Source organism: Streptomyces sp. BHT-5-2, assembly GCF_019774615.1.
In the GTDB taxonomy this organism is placed as follows: domain Bacteria; phylum Actinomycetota; class Actinomycetes; order Streptomycetales; family Streptomycetaceae; genus Streptomyces.
The window spans coordinates 1871900-1888476 of the sequence record NZ_CP081497.1; the positions used below are offsets into that span (position 1 = coordinate 1871900).

Annotated in this window: 10 protein-coding genes; 5 read left to right on the plus strand and 5 right to left on the minus strand. The window is 73.2% G+C overall.

Annotated elements, in window-relative coordinates; genetic code table 11:
- Positions 1-41 precede the first annotated feature (41 nt).
- Positions 42-2396, minus strand: a complete 2355-nt coding sequence (locus tag K2224_RS36005; protein ID WP_221911306.1) for an FHA domain-containing protein — start codon at positions 2394-2396, stop codon at positions 42-44.
- Between the two features lie 239 nt (positions 2397-2635).
- On the opposite strand from K2224_RS36005, the gene K2224_RS36010 reads away from it, so the two are divergent.
- Positions 2636-4123, plus strand: coding sequence for a nucleobase:cation symporter-2 family protein (locus K2224_RS36010; RefSeq protein WP_221911307.1), 1488 nt, complete (start codon positions 2636-2638; stop codon positions 4121-4123).
- 82 nt (positions 4124-4205) lie between these two features.
- Here K2224_RS36010 and K2224_RS36015 read toward each other — a convergent pair whose 3' ends face one another.
- Complete coding sequence (locus K2224_RS36015; RefSeq protein ID WP_221912168.1) at positions 4206-4841, minus strand: transcriptional regulator; 636 nt, start codon at positions 4839-4841, stop codon at positions 4206-4208.
- A gap of 857 nt (positions 4842-5698) precedes the next feature.
- Between K2224_RS36015 and K2224_RS36020 the strand changes: the two genes are divergently transcribed.
- Together K2224_RS36020 and K2224_RS36025 are read left to right on the plus strand one after the other, a co-directional pair.
- Complete coding sequence (locus K2224_RS36020) at positions 5699-8068, plus strand: glycosyltransferase (RefSeq protein ID WP_221911308.1); 2370 nt, start codon at positions 5699-5701, stop codon at positions 8066-8068.
- Entirely contained in the window at positions 8065-9288 is a 1224-nt protein-coding gene (locus tag K2224_RS36025) for an acyltransferase (RefSeq protein WP_260693681.1), read from the plus strand. The genes K2224_RS36020 and K2224_RS36025 overlap by 4 nt, the downstream gene beginning before the upstream one ends.
- A 72-nt stretch (positions 9289-9360) precedes the next feature.
- Here K2224_RS36025 and K2224_RS36030 read toward each other — a convergent pair whose 3' ends face one another.
- Entirely contained in the window at positions 9361-10140 is a 780-nt protein-coding gene (locus K2224_RS36030) for a TetR/AcrR family transcriptional regulator (RefSeq protein ID WP_221911310.1), read from the minus strand.
- Between the two features lie 174 nt (positions 10141-10314).
- Here K2224_RS36030 and K2224_RS36035 point away from each other — a divergent pair, with 174 nt between their 5' ends.
- Positions 10315-10536, plus strand: coding sequence for a hypothetical protein (locus tag K2224_RS36035; RefSeq protein ID WP_221911311.1), 222 nt, complete (start codon positions 10315-10317; stop codon positions 10534-10536).
- A gap of 36 nt (positions 10537-10572) precedes the next feature.
- Here the strand turns inward: K2224_RS36035 and K2224_RS36040 are convergent, their stop codons facing one another.
- The gene (locus K2224_RS36040; protein WP_221911312.1) at positions 10573-12543 is read right to left on the minus strand and encodes an amino acid transporter; all 1971 of its coding nucleotides are present in this window, start codon (positions 12541-12543) and stop codon (positions 10573-10575) included.
- A 506-nt stretch (positions 12544-13049) separates the two neighbouring features.
- On the opposite strand from K2224_RS36040, the gene K2224_RS36045 reads away from it, so the two are divergent.
- Positions 13050-13550, plus strand: coding sequence for a hypothetical protein (locus tag K2224_RS36045; protein WP_260693682.1), 501 nt, complete (start codon positions 13050-13052; stop codon positions 13548-13550).
- Between the two features lie 54 nt (positions 13551-13604).
- On the opposite strand, the gene K2224_RS36050 is transcribed toward K2224_RS36045, so the two are convergent.
- Positions 13605-16427, minus strand: a complete 2823-nt coding sequence (locus K2224_RS36050) for a SpoIIE family protein phosphatase/ATP-binding protein (RefSeq protein ID WP_221911313.1) — start codon at positions 16425-16427, stop codon at positions 13605-13607.
- Positions 16428-16577: the final 150 nt, after the last annotated feature.

Below are 16577 nucleotides of genomic sequence, written 5' to 3' on the forward strand. Positions count from 1 at the left end.
GCGCACGGCCCCGGCGCCGTACGCGCCGACGGTCCCGGCGGCTACCGGCGCATGATCTCGGGCTCATGGCGCCGCAGCAGCCGCAGGACCAGGAAGCCGCACACCGCCGACAGCACCACCAGCATCCCCATGTCCAGCAGCCAGGGGCCCACCGCGTGCCGGAGCAGCGGGTCCTCGGTCAGCGGCTGCGGCGGCAGGATCCGGTGCAGGTCGACGGTGCCCGCCATGGCCGCCAGCGCCCAGCGGGACGGCACCAGCCACGAGACCTGCTCCAGCACCGGTGTGCCGCGCAGCGAGTGCAGCGCCCCGCAGAACACCACCTGCACGATGGCGAGGAGCACCAGCAGCGGCATGGTGACCTCCTCCTTGCGCACCAGCGCCGACACCAGCAGCCCCAGCATCATCGCGGTGAACGCCAACAGCGCCACCGCCAGGGTGATTTCGAGCAGCGGCGGCATCAGCACCCCGGCGCCGCCCGGCGCCCCCAGCCCCACCCCGAACAGCGCGACCACCGTCAGCACCACCGCCTGGACCACCGTGACCGTCCCCAGCACCAGCACCTTCGACATCAGGTACGCCGACCTGGACAGCCCCACCGCCCGCTCCCGCTGGTAGATCACCCGCTCCTTGACCAGCTCGCGCACCGCGTTGGCGGCCCCGGTGAGCACCGCGCCCACGCACAGGATCAGCAGCACGTTCGTCGCGGTGTCCGCGGTCAGCCGCCCGCCGCTCAGGCCGTGCGCCATCGCCCCCATCACGAACGGCAGCGCCACCATGATGATCAGGAACGTCCGGTCCGAGGACAGCGCCGCCGCGTACCGCCGCATCAGCGTCCACAGCTGCGCGCCCCAGCGCCGGGTCGGCGGCGGCGCCGCGGCAACGGCGGCCCGTGGCACCGGCGGCGCGGGCGGCTGCCGGGTCTCCCCGGTGACGTACCGCCCGTACAGCGGCGAGGCCCGGAACTCCGCGGCCCAGTCCCGCCCGCGGTCGTTCTCGAACGCCTCGAACGCCTCCGGCCACTGCCCGAACCCGAAGTACGGCAGCGCCTCCTCCGGCGGCCCGTAGTAGGCGATGGTGCCACCCGGTGCCAGCACCAGCAGCCGGTCGCAGACGTCCAGGCTCAGCACGCTGTGGGTGACCACGATGACGGTCCGGCCGTCGTCGGCCAGCCCGCGCAGCATGTGCATCACCGACCGGTCCATCCCCGGATCGAGACCGGAGGTCGGCTCGTCGAGGAAGAGCAGCGACGGTTTGGTCAGCAGCTCCAGCGCCACGCTGACGCGCTTGCGCTGCCCGCCGGAGAGCTTGTGGATCGGCAGCCCGGCCCGCTCCACCAGGCCGAGTTCGCGGATCACCTCCTCGACCCGGGCGGCCCGTTCGGCCGGCGCGGTGTCCTCGGGGAACCGCAGCTCCGCGGCGTAGCCCAGCGCCCGGCGGACCGTCAGCTGGGTGTGCAGGATGTCGTCCTGCGGCACCAGCCCGATGCGCTGGCGCAGCTCGGCGTAGTCCCGGTAGAGGTCCCGGCCGTCGTAGAGCACGGTGCCCTCGTCGGCGGGCCGCAGCCCGGTCAGCGCGTTCAGCAGCGTCGACTTGCCCGCACCGCTGGGGCCGATCACGGCCAGCAGCGACTTCTCACCGACCGGGAACGACACCCCGCCCAGCAGCGTCCGGCGCGCGGCGCCGGTGCCGACCCGGACGGACAGCCGCTGCACGTCCAGCGAGACCTCGCCGGTGTCGACGTACTCCTGGAGCCGGTCGCCGACCAGGACGAACGAGGAGTGGCCGATGCCGATGACGTCGCCGGGCCGCACCGGGGCGACGTCGACCGGACGGCCGTTGAGGTAGGTGCCGTTGTGGCTGCCCAGGTCGGCGATGAGATAGCCGTCCGGGCCGGACCGGAGTTCGGCGTGCCGGCGGGAGACCGCGAGGTCGTCCACGACCAGGTCGTTGTCGGTGGCCCGGCCGATCCGCGTGGTGCGGGCCGGCGGCAGCGGCCGGACGGTGCTGGGCCGCCGGAAGGTGTGGGTGGCCGCCGGGTGCGACACCGACGACGGCCGGCCGACGGTCGTGGGGCGGGGGACGCCGGCGAGCACCGCGCACGGCCCGTCCGCCGGATTCCCGAAGCGGATCACGCTCCCCGGCCCGACCCCGGACCGCGACACCCGATGCCCGTCCGTGTACGTACCGTTCGTGCTGCCCTCGTCCTCCACCAGCCAGTGGCCCTCGGAGGCCCGGAGCACCGCGTGGTGCCAGGACACCCGGTCGTCGCGGAGCACCAGCTCGCTGTGCGGGTCCCGGCCGACGTGGTAGTCGTGCCCCGGACTCATCACCTGGGTGACCCCGTCGGACTCCACGAGGAGCTCGGGCGCACGGGACGCATCCGGCCGCTCAGCCATATTTCAGATTTTACGGCGCATTCCTCGCCCTCGCTCCTGGTTACTCGCGCGGAGCGACGGAGGTCAACTAGTGTGAGCGCCCCGATGAGCCCGCACCTGCGCATTCCACGGAATTACCGGACTTCGGTCCGCAGATCAAAGGATGCCCCGGCGAACCGGGACGCATCGCACCTGCAGGGCAACGCACCACCGGGCCCGGGTTCCTTCTTATTCACCTACCTCGTGAAGGCAAGGCAGAGATGGCACGACTCGCGCGTAAATCCCCTCGGCAGTTTCCCCGGCAGCGGGCCCATCCGGTCGACGAGGTGCTGCCGTTCGGCAAACTCGCCCTCTACGGCTTCCAGCACGTCCTCGCCTTCTACGCGGCCGCCGTCATCGTCCCGATCATGCTCGGCAACGCCCTCGGACTGTCCCGCGGGGAACTCGTCTACCTCATCAACGCCGACCTGCTGACCTGCGGAATCGCTTCCATCATCCAGGCGTTCGGGATATGGAAGATAGGCGCCCGGCTGCCCCTTGTCCAGGGTGTCACCTTCACCGCGGTCTCCCCGATGATCGCCATCGGACTGGGCGCGGGCGGCGGCACCGCCGGACTGCTGGTGGTCTACGGCGCGGTCATCACCGCGGGAATCGCCACTTTCCTTTTCGCCCCGTTCTTCAGCAAACTGGTGAAGTATTTCCCGCCGGTCGTCATCGGCACGATTCTCACCATCATCGGCCTCACCCTCATCCCGCAGGCGCTCCAGGACGCGGCCGGCGGCGCGCAGTTGGCCGGCAAACCGGAATTCGGCGACCTGAAGAACCTCGGATACGCGCTGGGCACCCTGCTGTTGATTCTCGCGATCGTGCGGATCGGCAAGCCGCTGCTGAGCAGCATCGCGGTACTGCTCGGACTCGTCGGCGGAACGACCGTGGCCTGGCTGCTCGGTGACGTCGATTTCAGCGGGGTCGGCCGGACCGACTGGTTCGGCGTCAGCACCCCGTTCCATTACGGAATGCCCAAGTTCGAGGCGTTCCCGATCATCGCGATGATCGTCGTCATGCTGATCACGATGGTGGAGACCACCGGCGACGTCTACGCCATCGGCGAGATCACCGGCAAGCAGGTCGGCAACGACACCGTCGCCCGGGCACTGCGCGCCGACGGCGTCGCCACCGTCCTCGGCGGCATCTTCAACTCCTTCCCGTACGTGGCCTTCGCCGAGAACATCGGCCTGGTGCGGATGTCGCGGGTGATGAGCCGGTTCGTGGTGGTCGCGGCCGGCGGCTTCATGGTCGTGCTGGGCCTGGTGCCCAAGGCCGGCTCGGTGGTCGCCGCGATCCCGCACCCGGTCCTCGGCGGCGCCGCGCTCTCCATGTTCGGCATGGTCGCCGCGGTCGGCATCCAGATCCTCGGCAAGGTGGACCTGCGCGAGGAGCGCAACGCCCTGATCCTGGCGGTGAGTCTGGGCGCCGCGTTCCTGCCCACCGCGGTCGCGCCGTTCTTCGAGCGGATGCCGCAGGGCCTCCGGGCGGTGCTCGACTCCGGCATCACCCTGGGCGGACTGACCGCCATCGTGCTGAACCTGATCTTCAACGTCCTCACCCGCCGCAGGTCGGTGGAGATCGACTGGGACGAGTTCGCGGCGGACGAGCCCGAGGACGAGGCCGTGGCCGCCGCGGACGGGCCGGCGCCGGCCGGCCCGCCGCCGCACTCCCCGAACGCCTTCGGGCCGGGCGCCTACTGACCGCGCGGCACCCCGCGCACCGGCCCCCGGCCGGACGTGCGGGGCGGGCCCACCACCGGCCCCGCCCCGCCGTCCGGCCGCCTCAGTGCACCGAGTTGAACGGCGGCGCCTCGCCCGCCTCCCCGATCAGCTCCCAGAAGTGGTCCACCAGCCGCCGCAGATACGCCGACCGCTCCGCCGCGATCTCCTTCAGCCGGGCATCGGCGTTCCGCGCCACCACATGCGCCATGTACCGCTCGGAGAAGTCCGCGAACTCCGCGTGCATGGTGCGCAGCGCGTCGCCCACCCGCGTCCGGTTCAGCGTGGTGATCTCGGTGACCGGCCCGACATGCGGCTTCCAGCGGCCCTCGATCGCCGCCCGCAGATGCCCGGCCAGCTCCTCGACCCGCCCCATCACCCCGATCAGCTTGCGCAGCGACAGCCCCAGCGCCTCCACCAGCGCCTTGGTCTGCCGGTAGTCGCCGGGCCACTCGTTGGCCGCCTCCGCCGCGTGGTACTCCTCCGGGGCCATCCCGACCAGCTGCGCCAGCCGCTCCCCGCTCAACTGCCGGGCCAGCCGGTGCTCCGCCAGCGTCCGCGGCTCCACCCCCATCAGCACCGCCGGCGGGCACCACAGCACATCCGCCAGGGCGAACAACTGCGGCTCGGTGGGCAGCAGGGAGCCGTACTCCCACGCCTCGATCACCTCGGGGCGCACCGGCGCACCGCACGCCGCCATGGACTGGGCGACCTGACTCGTGGTCAGGCCCACTCGGGCCCGTGCGGAGCGGGCCTGAGCGGGAGAGAACGGAACGCTGTTCACGTACGCGACACCTCGTTGCACCCGGTGAGTTGGGGGTGCTGGGGGGAGGAGAAATGAGCGGACATGGAGGAACATCCAGGAGCGGGCAGGTTAACAGATCGGCCAGACGTACGAACCTCCAGTCCGGTTCTCCTCACCGGGTATAGCCGATGCGCCGCTGTCTACCGGGTGGTAGCGGCAGTTGGGATCGTCACGAGGGCGGGACGTAATGAAGGCGTTACGTGGATGACGGTGCCGCGTCACAGTGGTCGCCGAGGCTGGCGGGTGCCTACGGGCCTTGCCGAGCGGGGCCCGTCGGTGTACACCAGACATCCGGTCCTCCCCCCACGATCCGATCAGGATGGGACCCTTCCTATGCGATACGCGCTCGACCGCCCCCGTGCGGCCCGATGCCTGCCGTCCGCCGTGCCGCCCGCCGGGGCCGCGTGCCACCGCGCCGCCGCCCGTCCCGCCGGGAGAAGACGCACCCCGGCGCGCCCTCTCCAGCTGTCATGCATCTGACAATCGACTGCGCGTCGCCGGCCCTCGCCCCCGAGTGCCGCCCGGCGCCCGCCTGATCGTCACCCTCCCCGCATCGCGCGCACCACGGAGCCGCCGGCGCCTCACCGCCGGCCACCCGGCATGCCCAACTCGCCGCCGCGCAAGGGCGGTTGCTCCGCCCTGCCCGCGTGGCCACCGGGTCCGGCCCGCCCCGAGGAGCCCGACCGGCTCCCGGCCACCGGCGCCCCACCGCCGGCCTCCGCGTGCCCCGCAGCCAGAAAGGACCACCTCAGGTGCTCACTTCGCACCACGCACACTCCCAGGGCGGCTCACCCACGGCCCTGCTCGGCGGCACGGACCACCCCACCCCCACCGCCCCCCACCCCGCCGGCCACGTCCTCGTCGTCGGCACCCCCGGCCCACGCCTGGAACGCCTCACCCACACCCTCCGCGCCACCGGACACGACGTCACCCACGCACCACCCGGCGAGGCCGGCCCCCGCCTCCACCAGACACCCCCGGACGCCGTCGTCGCCCTCGACGAACCGGCCACCGGACACACCGGCGCCGACGTCATCCGCGAGGTCCGCACCGCCCCCGCCGGACGCGCCCTGCCGCTCCTCATGGTCACCGGCGCCCCCGGCCCCACGGGCGTCGCCGACCTGCTCCGCCGGGGAGCCGACGACTGCATATCCGAGGCATCCGACCCCGACGAACTCTCCGCCCGCATCGAGGCCAAGCTCCGCCGCGTCCCCGTCCCCGTCGAGCACCTGCTCCGCGACCCGCGCACCGGCCTCTACTCCCGCCCCCACTTCCTCGACGAACTCGACCGCGAACTCAAGCGCCCGGACGCCGCCCGGCACCACGGTGTCCTCGCCGTCATCGCGGTCGCCGAACTCGCCGCCCTGGAGGAGCGGCTCGGCCCCCGGGTCCGCCGCGAGATCGCCGAACGGCTGGCCGCGGTCGCCGAGAAACTGGGCGGCGCCTGCGACCGGCTCGGCCGCGACGACGACGGCCACCTGCTGATGCTGCTCCCCGGCATCGACGAGGAGACCGCCGTACGCGGCCTGAGCGCCCTCGCCACCACCGCGGCCGGCACCCGCTTCGTCGTCGCCGACGAGAACGTCCGCCTCACCCCCGCCGTCGGCTGGCTCCCGCTCGCCGAGGCCGCCGACGCCGCCGACGCCGTCGACCGGGCCCGCGACGCGGCCCGCGAGGCGCTCCGCCACCGCGACCTCCGCCCCGTCCGCCACGCCCCCTGGATGCGCGGCACCCCCGGCCGCCACCGCCGGCCACCGCTGCGCGCCCTGCTCCGCCCCGCGCTCTCCGCGCTCTCCCCGGTCCTGGCGCTGCTCCTGGGCATCGGCGTGCCGTTCGTCCTCTACCAGCAGGCGTACCTGGCCGGTTGGGACCTCGGCTCCGGCATGTACTGGGCGGTGGTCGCCGGGCTGGTGCTCTCCGCGCTGCTCATCGTCCTGGAATGCCTCTACGCGCTGGACGCGCCGGCCCGGCCGCAACGACCCGGCGCCCCCTACCCGGCGGCCAGCGCGGTGATCGCCGCGTACCTCCCCAACGAGGCGGCCACCATCGTCGACACCGTCGAATCGTTCCTGCGCCAGGAGTACCCCGGCGAGCTGGAGATCGTCCTCGCCTACAACACCCCGCACCCGCTCCCCGTCGAGGACACCCTCCGCGAGATCGCCGCCCGCGACCCCCGCCTCGTCCTCCTGCCCGTCGCCGGCAGCACCTCCAAGGCGCAGAACGTCAACGCGGCGGTCACCCGCGTCCGCGGCGAGTTCGTCGGCATCTTCGACGCCGACCACCACCCCGCCCCGCACTCCTTCCGGCACGCCTGGCACTGGCTCTCCCACGGCTACGACGTCGTCCAGGGCCACTGCGTCGTCCGCAACGGCGACAGCTCCCGCGTGGCCCGGCTCGTCGCCGTCGAGTTCGAGGCGATCTACGCCGTCAGCCACCCCGGCCGCACCCGGCTCTACGACTTCGGCGTCTTCGGCGGCTCCAACGGCTTCTGGCGCACCGACCTGCTCGCCCGCACCCGGATGCACGGCTCCATGCTCACCGAGGACATCGACTCCACCCTGCGCACCCTCACCACGGGCGCCCGGATCGCCGTCGACCGCACCCTGATCTCCCGCGAACTGGCCCCCACCACCCTCACCGCCCTGTGGAACCAGCGCTCCCGCTGGGCCCAGGGATGGCTCCAGGTCTCCCTCAAACACCTCCGGAACGGCCTGCGTTCCCCCGTGCTGACGCTGCGTCAGAAGGTCGGGTTGCTGGTCCTGCTGGGCTGGCGCGAGATCCAGCCCTGGCTGACCCTCCAGATCCTCCCGATCCTGCTCTACGCCATGTGGAAGACCGGCGGGCCCGGCCACCTCAACTGGGCGGTACCGGTCTGCGTGCTCGCCCTGCTCCTCACCCTCGCCGCCGGCCCCGTCCAGGCCCTCTTCGCCTGGCGGCTGGCCGTCCCCGAACTCCGGGCGCGCCGGGGCTGGTTCTGGTCCTACCTCCTGGTGTCGACCGTCTTCTACAGCCACTTCAAGAACATGGTCGCCCGCCAGGCCCACCTCAAGGAGGCCCTCGGCGACCGCCAGTGGCGGGTCACCCCGCGCACCCGGGCGGCCGAGGCGGTGGCCCGCCGATGACCACCACCACCGCCACCGCCACCGACTCGCCGCCCACACCCGGGAGTCCGACCCGCCGCCGCCCCACCGGGGACATCGACGGCTTCCGCGGCCTCGCCGCGCTCAGTACCGTCGCCTTCCACGTCTGGCAGCAGTACACCTTCTACGACGCACGCGGCACCCACCCGCCGGTGACCAACCCGGCCCTCGACGCCGTCCTCTCCCTCGAAGTCATCGACATCTTCTTCGTCCTCTCGGCGTTCCTGCTCACCCAGTCCTATGCCCGAGCCGCCCTCGACGGCGGCTCCACCCGCCCGGCCCGCGCCTTCCTCTTCCGCCGCGCCATCCGCATCCTGCCGCTCTACGTCCTGGCCGTCGTGGTCGTCTGGGCCACCCGCAACCCCACCCTCCCCGGTGAGTGGCGGGACCTCCTCGAACACCTCACGTTCACCCACGTCTTCGATCAGGACCGGATCTTCTACACCCTCGGCCCGACCTGGTCGCTCTCCCTGGAGGTGCTCTTCTACCTCGTCCTCGTCGGCCTCGGCCCGCTCGCCGTCCGCGCCTGCCGGCGCCTGCGCCGCCGCGGCAGCAGGGTGGCGCTCTGCGCGACCGGCTGCCTCCTCCTCTTCGCCGCACCGCTGGCCTGGATCACCGTCGCGCACTACGCCCTGGACATCCCGCACACCGACTGGGTCGCCTACTTCGGCCCGCAGGCCCGCTTCGGCGGCTTCGCGGCCGGCATGGGACTGGCGGTGGCGCTGGCCGCGCTCGGCGACCGGGCCCGGCTTCCCCGGCGCGCCGCGCTGCCGCTGACCGCCCTGGCGCTGGCCGGCCTCTTCTGCCTCTCGCTCCAGTCCGACGCGGAGGGCTTCACCTTCACCTACTACCACCCGATCGCCTCCGCGCTGTGGGTGCTGCTGCTCTTCAGCACCCTGCACATCCGCCGGCGGACCGTCTGGAACCGCTTCCTGTCGGCCCGTTGGCTCACCCCGATCGGGCTGGTCAGCTACAGCCTCTTCATCTGGCACGAGCCGGTCATGCTCCTGCTCCACAACGCCGGCCTGCTGCCCCAGGGCACCTCCGGCTTCCCCTGGGCCCTGCTGATCGTCCTGGTCGCCGCCCTCGTCACGGCCGCCGCCAGCTACTGGCTCATCGAGTACCCCGCCGGCCTCCTCGCCCGCCTCAAGGACACCAACGGCCACCCCCGCAACTTCTACCCGGACGCAGCCCTGCGCTGACCTCACCGACCGCCCCGGGCGGGCGGGGCCACCCCAACCGGTCCCGCCCGCCCTTCCCGCGGCCCCTGTCGCTCACTCCGGGAAGACCGTCCCCAGCCGGTAGTCCAGCGCCCGCCGTGCCTGGGCCAACGACCGCCGGCCGTGCAGCACATCGCCGCCCAGTCCCACCGCGGCCGCCACCAGCAGGTCGGCCTCCAGGCGCGCGTCCAGCCCCGGCGCGGTCCGCCCCGCGTCCCGCGCCGCCGCGATGAGCCCCGCGACCATGTCCTCCAGCGGGTGCTCCTCGGCCAGGAACACCGCGGCCAGCGCCGGATCGGTCAGGCTGCGCGCGTAGTACGCCGCGAACACCCGCAGCGCGGCGGCCCGTTGGGCGTCCAGCGGCAGGAACTCGTCCAGCACGGCCCGCAGCAGGCCCCGCGGGTCCGCCGGGTCGACGCGGATCCGGGACCGGGCGATCCGCTCGTTCTCCTCGTGCAGCAACCGGAGCGCGTCCACCAGCAGCCGGTGCTTGTCCGCGAAGTGGTACTGCACCGCGCGCACCGACACCCCGCCCTCGGCGGCGACCTCCCGGATGCTGGCGGCGTGCAGCCCGCGTTCCGCCGCGATGCGCCACACCGCCTCGATGATCCGCCGCCGCTTCGCCGCCGCCGCGCCGCCGGCCGGGTCCGTCGCCGGGCCCGCCTCGGCGGTCGGCGGTGGGGCCGGCGGGTGCTTGCGGCGCCGGTAGGCCCGGGCCTGGCAGCTGCGCGAGCAGTAGACGGCGGGGCGGCCCAGGCCGGGTGGGGGAAGGGGGGTTCCGCAGGCGTCGCACACCCGGCGGGACGGCGGAATTTCCGCACGCTGCAAGCCCATTCGGCACCTCGCAAATACTGTGACGAAAAGCGAAATCGGTAGGGCTGAAGCCTAATACGGGGGTGGGGGCGCTGATACGTTCGTAACGTCCCCGTGGGCGGCACAACGTCGCGTCGGCGGTGGCGTTCGTGGGGTGGGTTGTCGGGTGACGTCGTGAGGAGTGCGAGGAGCGTTATGAAGTACGACATCCTGCAGGGGGCCGGAACGGTGCTGGTGGTGCTGGCCGGTCAGGGGGCCGTCCGGCTGCTGGTCGACCATGGGAACACCGGGCTGCTCGGATGGCTCGGCGCCGGCTTTCCGCTGCTGTTGACCGCCTATCTCGGCGTCACCGCCGTCGGCGTCGTGCTCGCCGGCTGGGCGCACGGGCGGGCCAAAGCGCTCGGCCGCCGGAAGTGATCCGGCGGCCGAGGCGGGGCGGGGGAGCGGGCGGCGTCAGCCGACGTGGACCCGCGGGCGGCGGCTGAGGTCCGGCTCCGCGCGGCGCAGCACCTCGCGGGTGACCGGCGCGACCTCGCCGTCACCGAAGACCAGGAACCGCAGCAGATGGCTGAGCGGATGCCCCTCGGTCCAGTTGAAGTAGATGTGCGGCACCTGGCCGGTCCGCTCCCGCAGCTGCATCAGCACCGCCGCGATGGTGTTCGGCACGCCCGCGCCCTGCACCCGCAGGATCCGCGTGCCGTACTCCTCCACGCCGTGCACCTGCGCTTCCGCGGTGAAGTCCGACGAGTCCTCGACGAGCACCTCCAGGAAGAGCACCGGCCCGCCGTCGGGGATGTGGGTCTCCTCGCGCTGGCTGTACTCCTTCTCCCGGTAGTCCGCCGCGTCGCGCTCGTCGGGCTCGTTGGCGATCAACCGCAGCGGGCCGGCGGTCATCGCCTCGTCGATCAGCCGCTCCGCGGCCTCGTCGAACACCACGTCCGCGGCGCGCAGTTCGAAGGCCCGGTGCACCCGCGAGGCGAACGACGTCAGCAGGATGCCGAGGATGAACAGCAGGGCGATCTTCAGTCCGTCCGGCCGCTCGATGACGTTGGTGACGAGGGTGTAGCCGAAGACCAGGGTGATCGTGCCGAAGCCGATGGCCGCGCCCCGGTGGCCGCGGTGCCGGGCGGCGACGGTCGAGGCGAACGACGCGGAGAGCATCAGCACCAGCACACCGGTCGCATAGGCGCCGCTCTGGTCGTCGACGCTGGCGTCGAAGACGAACGTGATCCCGAACGCGATGGCCATGAAGATCAGCACCAGCGGGCGCACCGCCCGGGTCCACTCCGGCGCCATGCCGTAGCGCGGCAGATAGCGCGGGACGAGGTTGAGCAGCCCGGCCATCGCCGACGCGCCGGCGAACCACAGGATCGCGATGGTCGAGATGTCGTAGACCGTGCCGAACGCCTCGCCCAGGTGCTGGTGCGCCAGGTACGCCAGCGCGCGCCCGTTGGCCGCACCGCCGGGGGCGAACTCCTTCTGCGGGATCAGGATGGTGGTGGCCAGACTGGACAGCAGCAGGAAGCCGCTCATGATGATCGCCGCGGTGGTCAGCAGCCGGCGGGTGTCCCTGATCCGGCCGGCCGGCTTGACCGGGTCGTCGCCGGCGTCACCGCGCACCTGCGGCATCACGGCCACGCCGGTCTCGAAGCCGGACATGCCCAGCGCCAGCTTCGGGAAGACCAGCAGGGCGACGCCGACGATCGCCAGCGGTGAGGAGTGCTGGGCGGTCATCGCGCCCCACCAGTTGCCGATGGCCACCGGGTGGGAGAGGACCTGCCAGGCGGAGGTGGCCAGCACGACCACGTTGAGCACGAGGTAGACGCCGACCAGCGCCACGGCTATCCCGATCGCCTCGCGGAAGCCCTTGAGGAAGACCGCGCCCAGCGCGGCGAGCAGCAGCAGGGTGATCCAGAGGTTGGCGCCGTGCAGGGCGGCCGGGGCGAATGGGTTCTCCACGACGTGGGCCGAGGCGTCGGCCGCCGACAGCGTCATCGTGATGACGAAGTCCGTGGCGGCGAACCCGAGCAGCACCAGCACCAGCAGCTTCCCCGCCCACCAGGGCAGCAGTCGCTCCAGCATGGCGATCGAACCCTCGCCCTGCGGGCTCTCCTTGGCGACCCGCCGGTAGACGGGCAGCGCGCCCAGCAGCGTCAGCGCGATCAGCACCAGCGTGGCGAACGGCGAGAGCAGTCCGGCCGCCAGCGCCGCGATGCCCGGCTGGTAGCCCAGTGTCGAGAAGTAGTCGACACCGGTCAGGCACATCACCCGCCACCATGAGTTGCCCTTGTGCTCGGCGGGCGGTGTGCCGTGCGGCCCGGGGTGGCGGGCGCTCTGCTCGCTCAGTCCGTCCAGCAGCCAGGACCGCCACCTCGGCGGGGCGGCGGCCGGCGGCGGAGTGGGGTCCACCTGGGTACTGGTCATGCGGCTACGTCCTGCCGATCGTGGTTCGGCCCGCCGACGGTCACGGATGTCGGTCGGGTGGTGGGTCGAGGGGTGCGGGTCTGTCGAGGGGGTTCCGGCCGCGCGGTCCACGTGCGGGCCGGGCGGGGGCGTGGGCGGAACGCGGCGTCGCATCGGGCGCCGCGGAGGCCGCTCCGAAAGCGCCCAATCCGGCATATGGGCGGCCTACCCCTATAAAGGCCGATTCCGTCCAACTCTCTCTTCCTGCCGCCTTTTGTCGCTTTCGCCACCGGTCGTCGTCCGGTGTGCCGGGCAACGAGGAGCGAGTATGCAACACACTTCCGCGCCACTCGGCGTCCGGGGCGCGTCCGGGACCATCTCGTGTCCTTCCCGCTGCCCTTCCCGTGACGTCAGGGATGCGTCAGAAATATCCCCCGGCCCGTAGGCACCGCGTTAAGTTCCCCGCCCGGGGCTTCCCCCGGCCCCCGGTCCGCGCACCCTGGCAACAGGTCCCAGGAGGTGCACTCATGGCCACCGCTCACCACCCCGTCCCCGCCCATCCGCTGCCCGTCCCGCGCTTCCCGCCGCCCGCCCCGGGCCCCGGACCGGCGGCGTCCGGTACGTCCGGCGCTCCGCTCGGGCCGGTGGCCGGTGCGCGGCGGCCCGCCGACGAGCTGGGCCGCGAACTCGCGCTGCCGGTCGGCGCGGCGCTGACCGCCCTTGCCGTGACCGCGCTGCTGGCGACCGGCCGGGCCGCCGCCCATCCGGCCTTCTCGCTCGCCGTGTTCGCGCTGCTGACGGTCGCCGTCGCGGCCGCGGCCCGGCCCCTCATGGTCCCCGCCGTGGTCGCCGTCTCCTGGTTGTTCTACGACGGCTTCGTGGTGCACCGGCACGCGGAACTCGGCTGGCAGCCGGCCGACCGGACGAGCCTGTGGGTCCTGGCGGGCGCCGGCCTGGCCGCGGCCGGGTGCGCGGTGGCCTTCCGCGCCGCCCGGACGGCCCGGGATCGGCGCGCCGGCGCCGACTGAGGCACGGGCCGGCCCGGCGCCTCCCGGGCGGACGGCGGTAGGTGCCGACCCGTCTCACCAGGCCGTCTCGTCCCACTGGTCGAGGAGCGTGTCGATGCCGTCGTTCCCGGCGTCGCCCGGTGGCGGTGCCGCGTCCAGGGTCTGTTCGGTCCAGATGACCTTGCCGTCGGGGGTGTAGCGCGTCCCCCAGCGCTGGGCGAACTGGGCGACGAGGAACAGCCCGCGCCCGCCCTCGTCGGTGGTGGCGGCCCGCCGCAGGTGCGGGGAGGCGCTGGTGCCGTCGGAGACCTCGCAGACCAGCGCGCGGTCGTGGAGGAGGCGGACGCGGATGGGCTGGGCGCCGTAGCGGATGGCGTTGGTGATCAGCTCGCTGAGGATCAGCTCGGTGGTGAAGCCGATCCCGCCCAGCCCCCAGGCTTCCAGGGTGCGCATGCAGGCGGAGCGGACGGGGCCGACCGCCGCGGGGTCGGAGGGGACCTCCCACTCGGCGATCCGGTCCCGGTCCAGGAGCCGGGTGCGGGCCACCAGCAGGGCGATGTCGTCGCTGGGGTCGGCGGGCAGCACGGCGTCCAGGACGGCGGTGCAGGTCTCCTCGGGGGAGCGGTCCGGGCCGTCGGCGAGGGTGGTGCGCAGCAGTTCCAGGCCGGTGTCGATGTCCCGCTCGCGGTCCTCGACGAGCCCGTCGGTGTACAGGACGAGCCGGGAGCCCTCGGGCAGGGCCAGCTCGACGGTCTCCACGGGCAGCCCGCCCCCGAGTCCGAGCGGCGGGGAGACCGGCACCTCGGGGAAGGAGACCGTGCCGTCGGGGAGGACCAGGGCCGGCCCCGGGTGGCCGGCGCGGGCCAGGGTGACGCGGCCGCCGACCGGGTCGTAGATGGCGTAGAGGCAGGTGGCGCCGGTGATGCCGGCCACGCCGTCGCCGACCAGGGAGGTGTCCCCGCCCGATGCCGACGCCTCGTCGGCCATCGTCCCGGCCGGGTCCTCGTCGCCCGCGGCCCCGCCCCTGCCCCCGCTCCTGTCGTCCCCGTCCGGTCCCGTCCCGCCGGGGCGGGCCTCGTCGGTGTCGATGTGGCTGACGAGTTCGTCGAGGTGGCCCAGGAGTTCGTCGGGCGGCAGGTCAAGGGCGGAGAAGTTGAGGACCGCGGTGCGCAGCCGGCCCATGGTGGCGGCGGCGTGCAGGCCGTGCCCGACGACGTCGCCGACGACCAGGGCTACCCGGGCGCCGGGCAGCGGGATCAGGTCGAACCAGTCGCCGCCGACCCCGGCCTGTGCGGGCAGGTAGCGGTGCGCCACCTCCAGGGCCGACTGCGCGGGCAGCGCCCGCGGCAGCAGGCTGCGCTGGAGGGTGATGGTGGTGGCGTGCTCGCGGGTGTAGCGGCGGGCGTTGTCGATGGAGACCGCGGCCCGCGCGGCCAGTTCCTCGGCGAACGACAGGTCCTCCTCGCCGAACACCTCGGCGCCGGCCGCCCGCCAGAAGTTGGCCAGCCCCAGCACCAGGCCCCGGGCCCGCAGCGGCACGGCGATCAGCGAGCGGATGCCGTTGTCCAGGATGCGGCCGGTGTCGTCGGGGTCCTGCTCCCGCCACTCGCGTTCGGCGCGCAGGTCCCTGACGAGGACCGGGCGGGCGTCGGCGATGCCGGCGGTGATGGGGCTGCCGGGCACAAAGCGGATCTGCTCGCCGACGCGGTAGACCGCCGAGCCCTCCGGTACGCCGTGGACGGCCAGCCGCCGCATCGGCGCGTGCTCCCCGGTCGGTTCGTCGCCGCGCAGCACCGGCTCCAGAAGTTCGACGGAGACCACGTCGGCGAACCGGGGCACGGCGACCGCGGCCAGTTCCTCCGCGGTGCGGCGGACGTCCAGTGTGCTGCCGATCCGCATGCCCGCGTCGTAGAGCAGTTTCAGGCGCCGCTGGGCGACCTCGGCCTTGCCGGTCAGGGCCCGGAGTTCGGTGGTGTCCCGCAGGGTGACGGCGGTGCCGGGCGGGCCGCCGTAGGGGCCGGTGGGGCGGATGTTGACCGCGAGCAGCCGGTCGCCGGCGGGGTGCACCTCGTCGGTCGCGGCCCGCCCGGAGGCCAGCAGGGCGGCGGTGCCCGGTTCCAGGCCCAGTTCGGTGACCCGGCGGCGTTCGGCGTCGTCGGGCAGGTCGAGCAGCCTGCGGGCCTCGTCGTTGGCGAGCAGCAGGCGTCCGTCGCTGCCGATGATGAGCACGCCCTCGCGGACGGCGTGCAGGACGGCGTCGTGGTGGTCGTACATCCGGGTCATCTCGGCGGGGTCCAGGCCGCGGGTCTGCCGTCGCAGTCGGCGGCTCACCAGGGCGGTCCCGCAGACCCCGACGACCAGGGCGCCGGCGGCGCAGCCGATCAGCAGCGGGAGCCGTTGCAGGGCCCATTCGTTGGTGCGCTGCACCTTGATGCCGGCCGCGACCAGTCCGACGACGCGGCCGCCGGCGTCCTTGACCGGGACGGTGGTGTCGACGGCGCGGCCGAACGCCGAGGAGGAGGTGGAGGTGACGGTCCGGCCGGCGAGTGCCGGGCCGTAGCCGCTGGGGACGTGCTTGCCGATCAGCCCGGGGTCGGGGTGGGTCCAGCGGATCCCGGACGGGCTGAACGCGACGAGGTAGTCGAGCCCGGCCTCCCGGCGGGCGTCCTCGGCGCGGAGCTGGAGGCGGGTGGTGGGGTCGGCGGACTGCATCGCGGCGGCGGTTCCGGGGGCGTGTGCGAAGGCCAGCGCGGCGACGGAGGAACGCTGTTCGGCCTCCCGGAGGCTGGCCTGCTGGGCCTGGAGGGCGAGGGCGATCCCGGCGGCCGCGACCAGCAGCACGACGAGGGCGAGCTGTAGGACGAGCACCTGGCCCGCGACGCTGTGCACGCTCAGCACCGAGCGGAGACGGCGCCCGACATCACGCCTGAAATGTCTCTTTCGCTCGAAATTTTCCATCACGCGCCATATTTAGCATTGTGCGCCCTCGGGCAGCGACCGGTTGCGCGCCCTCATAAGCGTTCCTTTTGGAATGACAAAGCGGCTTTG

Coding starts and splice junctions, on each gene's coding strand:
- K2224_RS36005 (WP_221911306.1), bottom strand. CDS start 2,396: ATGGCTGAGCGGCCGGATGCGTCCCGTGCGCCCGAGCTCCTCGTGGAG.
- K2224_RS36010 (WP_221911307.1), top strand. CDS start 2,636: ATGGCACGACTCGCGCGTAAATCCCCTCGGCAGTTTCCCCGGCAGCGG.
- K2224_RS36015 (WP_221912168.1), bottom strand. CDS start 4,841: ATGGCGGCGTGCGGTGCGCCGGTGCGCCCCGAGGTGATCGAGGCGTGG.
- K2224_RS36025 (WP_260693681.1), top strand. CDS start 8,065: ATGACCACCACCACCGCCACCGCCACCGACTCGCCGCCCACACCCGGG.
- K2224_RS36030 (WP_221911310.1), bottom strand. CDS start 10,140: ATGGGCTTGCAGCGTGCGGAAATTCCGCCGTCCCGCCGGGTGTGCGAC.
- K2224_RS36035 (WP_221911311.1), top strand. CDS start 10,315: ATGAAGTACGACATCCTGCAGGGGGCCGGAACGGTGCTGGTGGTGCTG.
- K2224_RS36040 (WP_221911312.1), bottom strand. CDS start 12,543: ATGACCAGTACCCAGGTGGACCCCACTCCGCCGCCGGCCGCCGCCCCG.
- K2224_RS36045 (WP_260693682.1), top strand. CDS start 13,050: ATGGCCACCGCTCACCACCCCGTCCCCGCCCATCCGCTGCCCGTCCCG.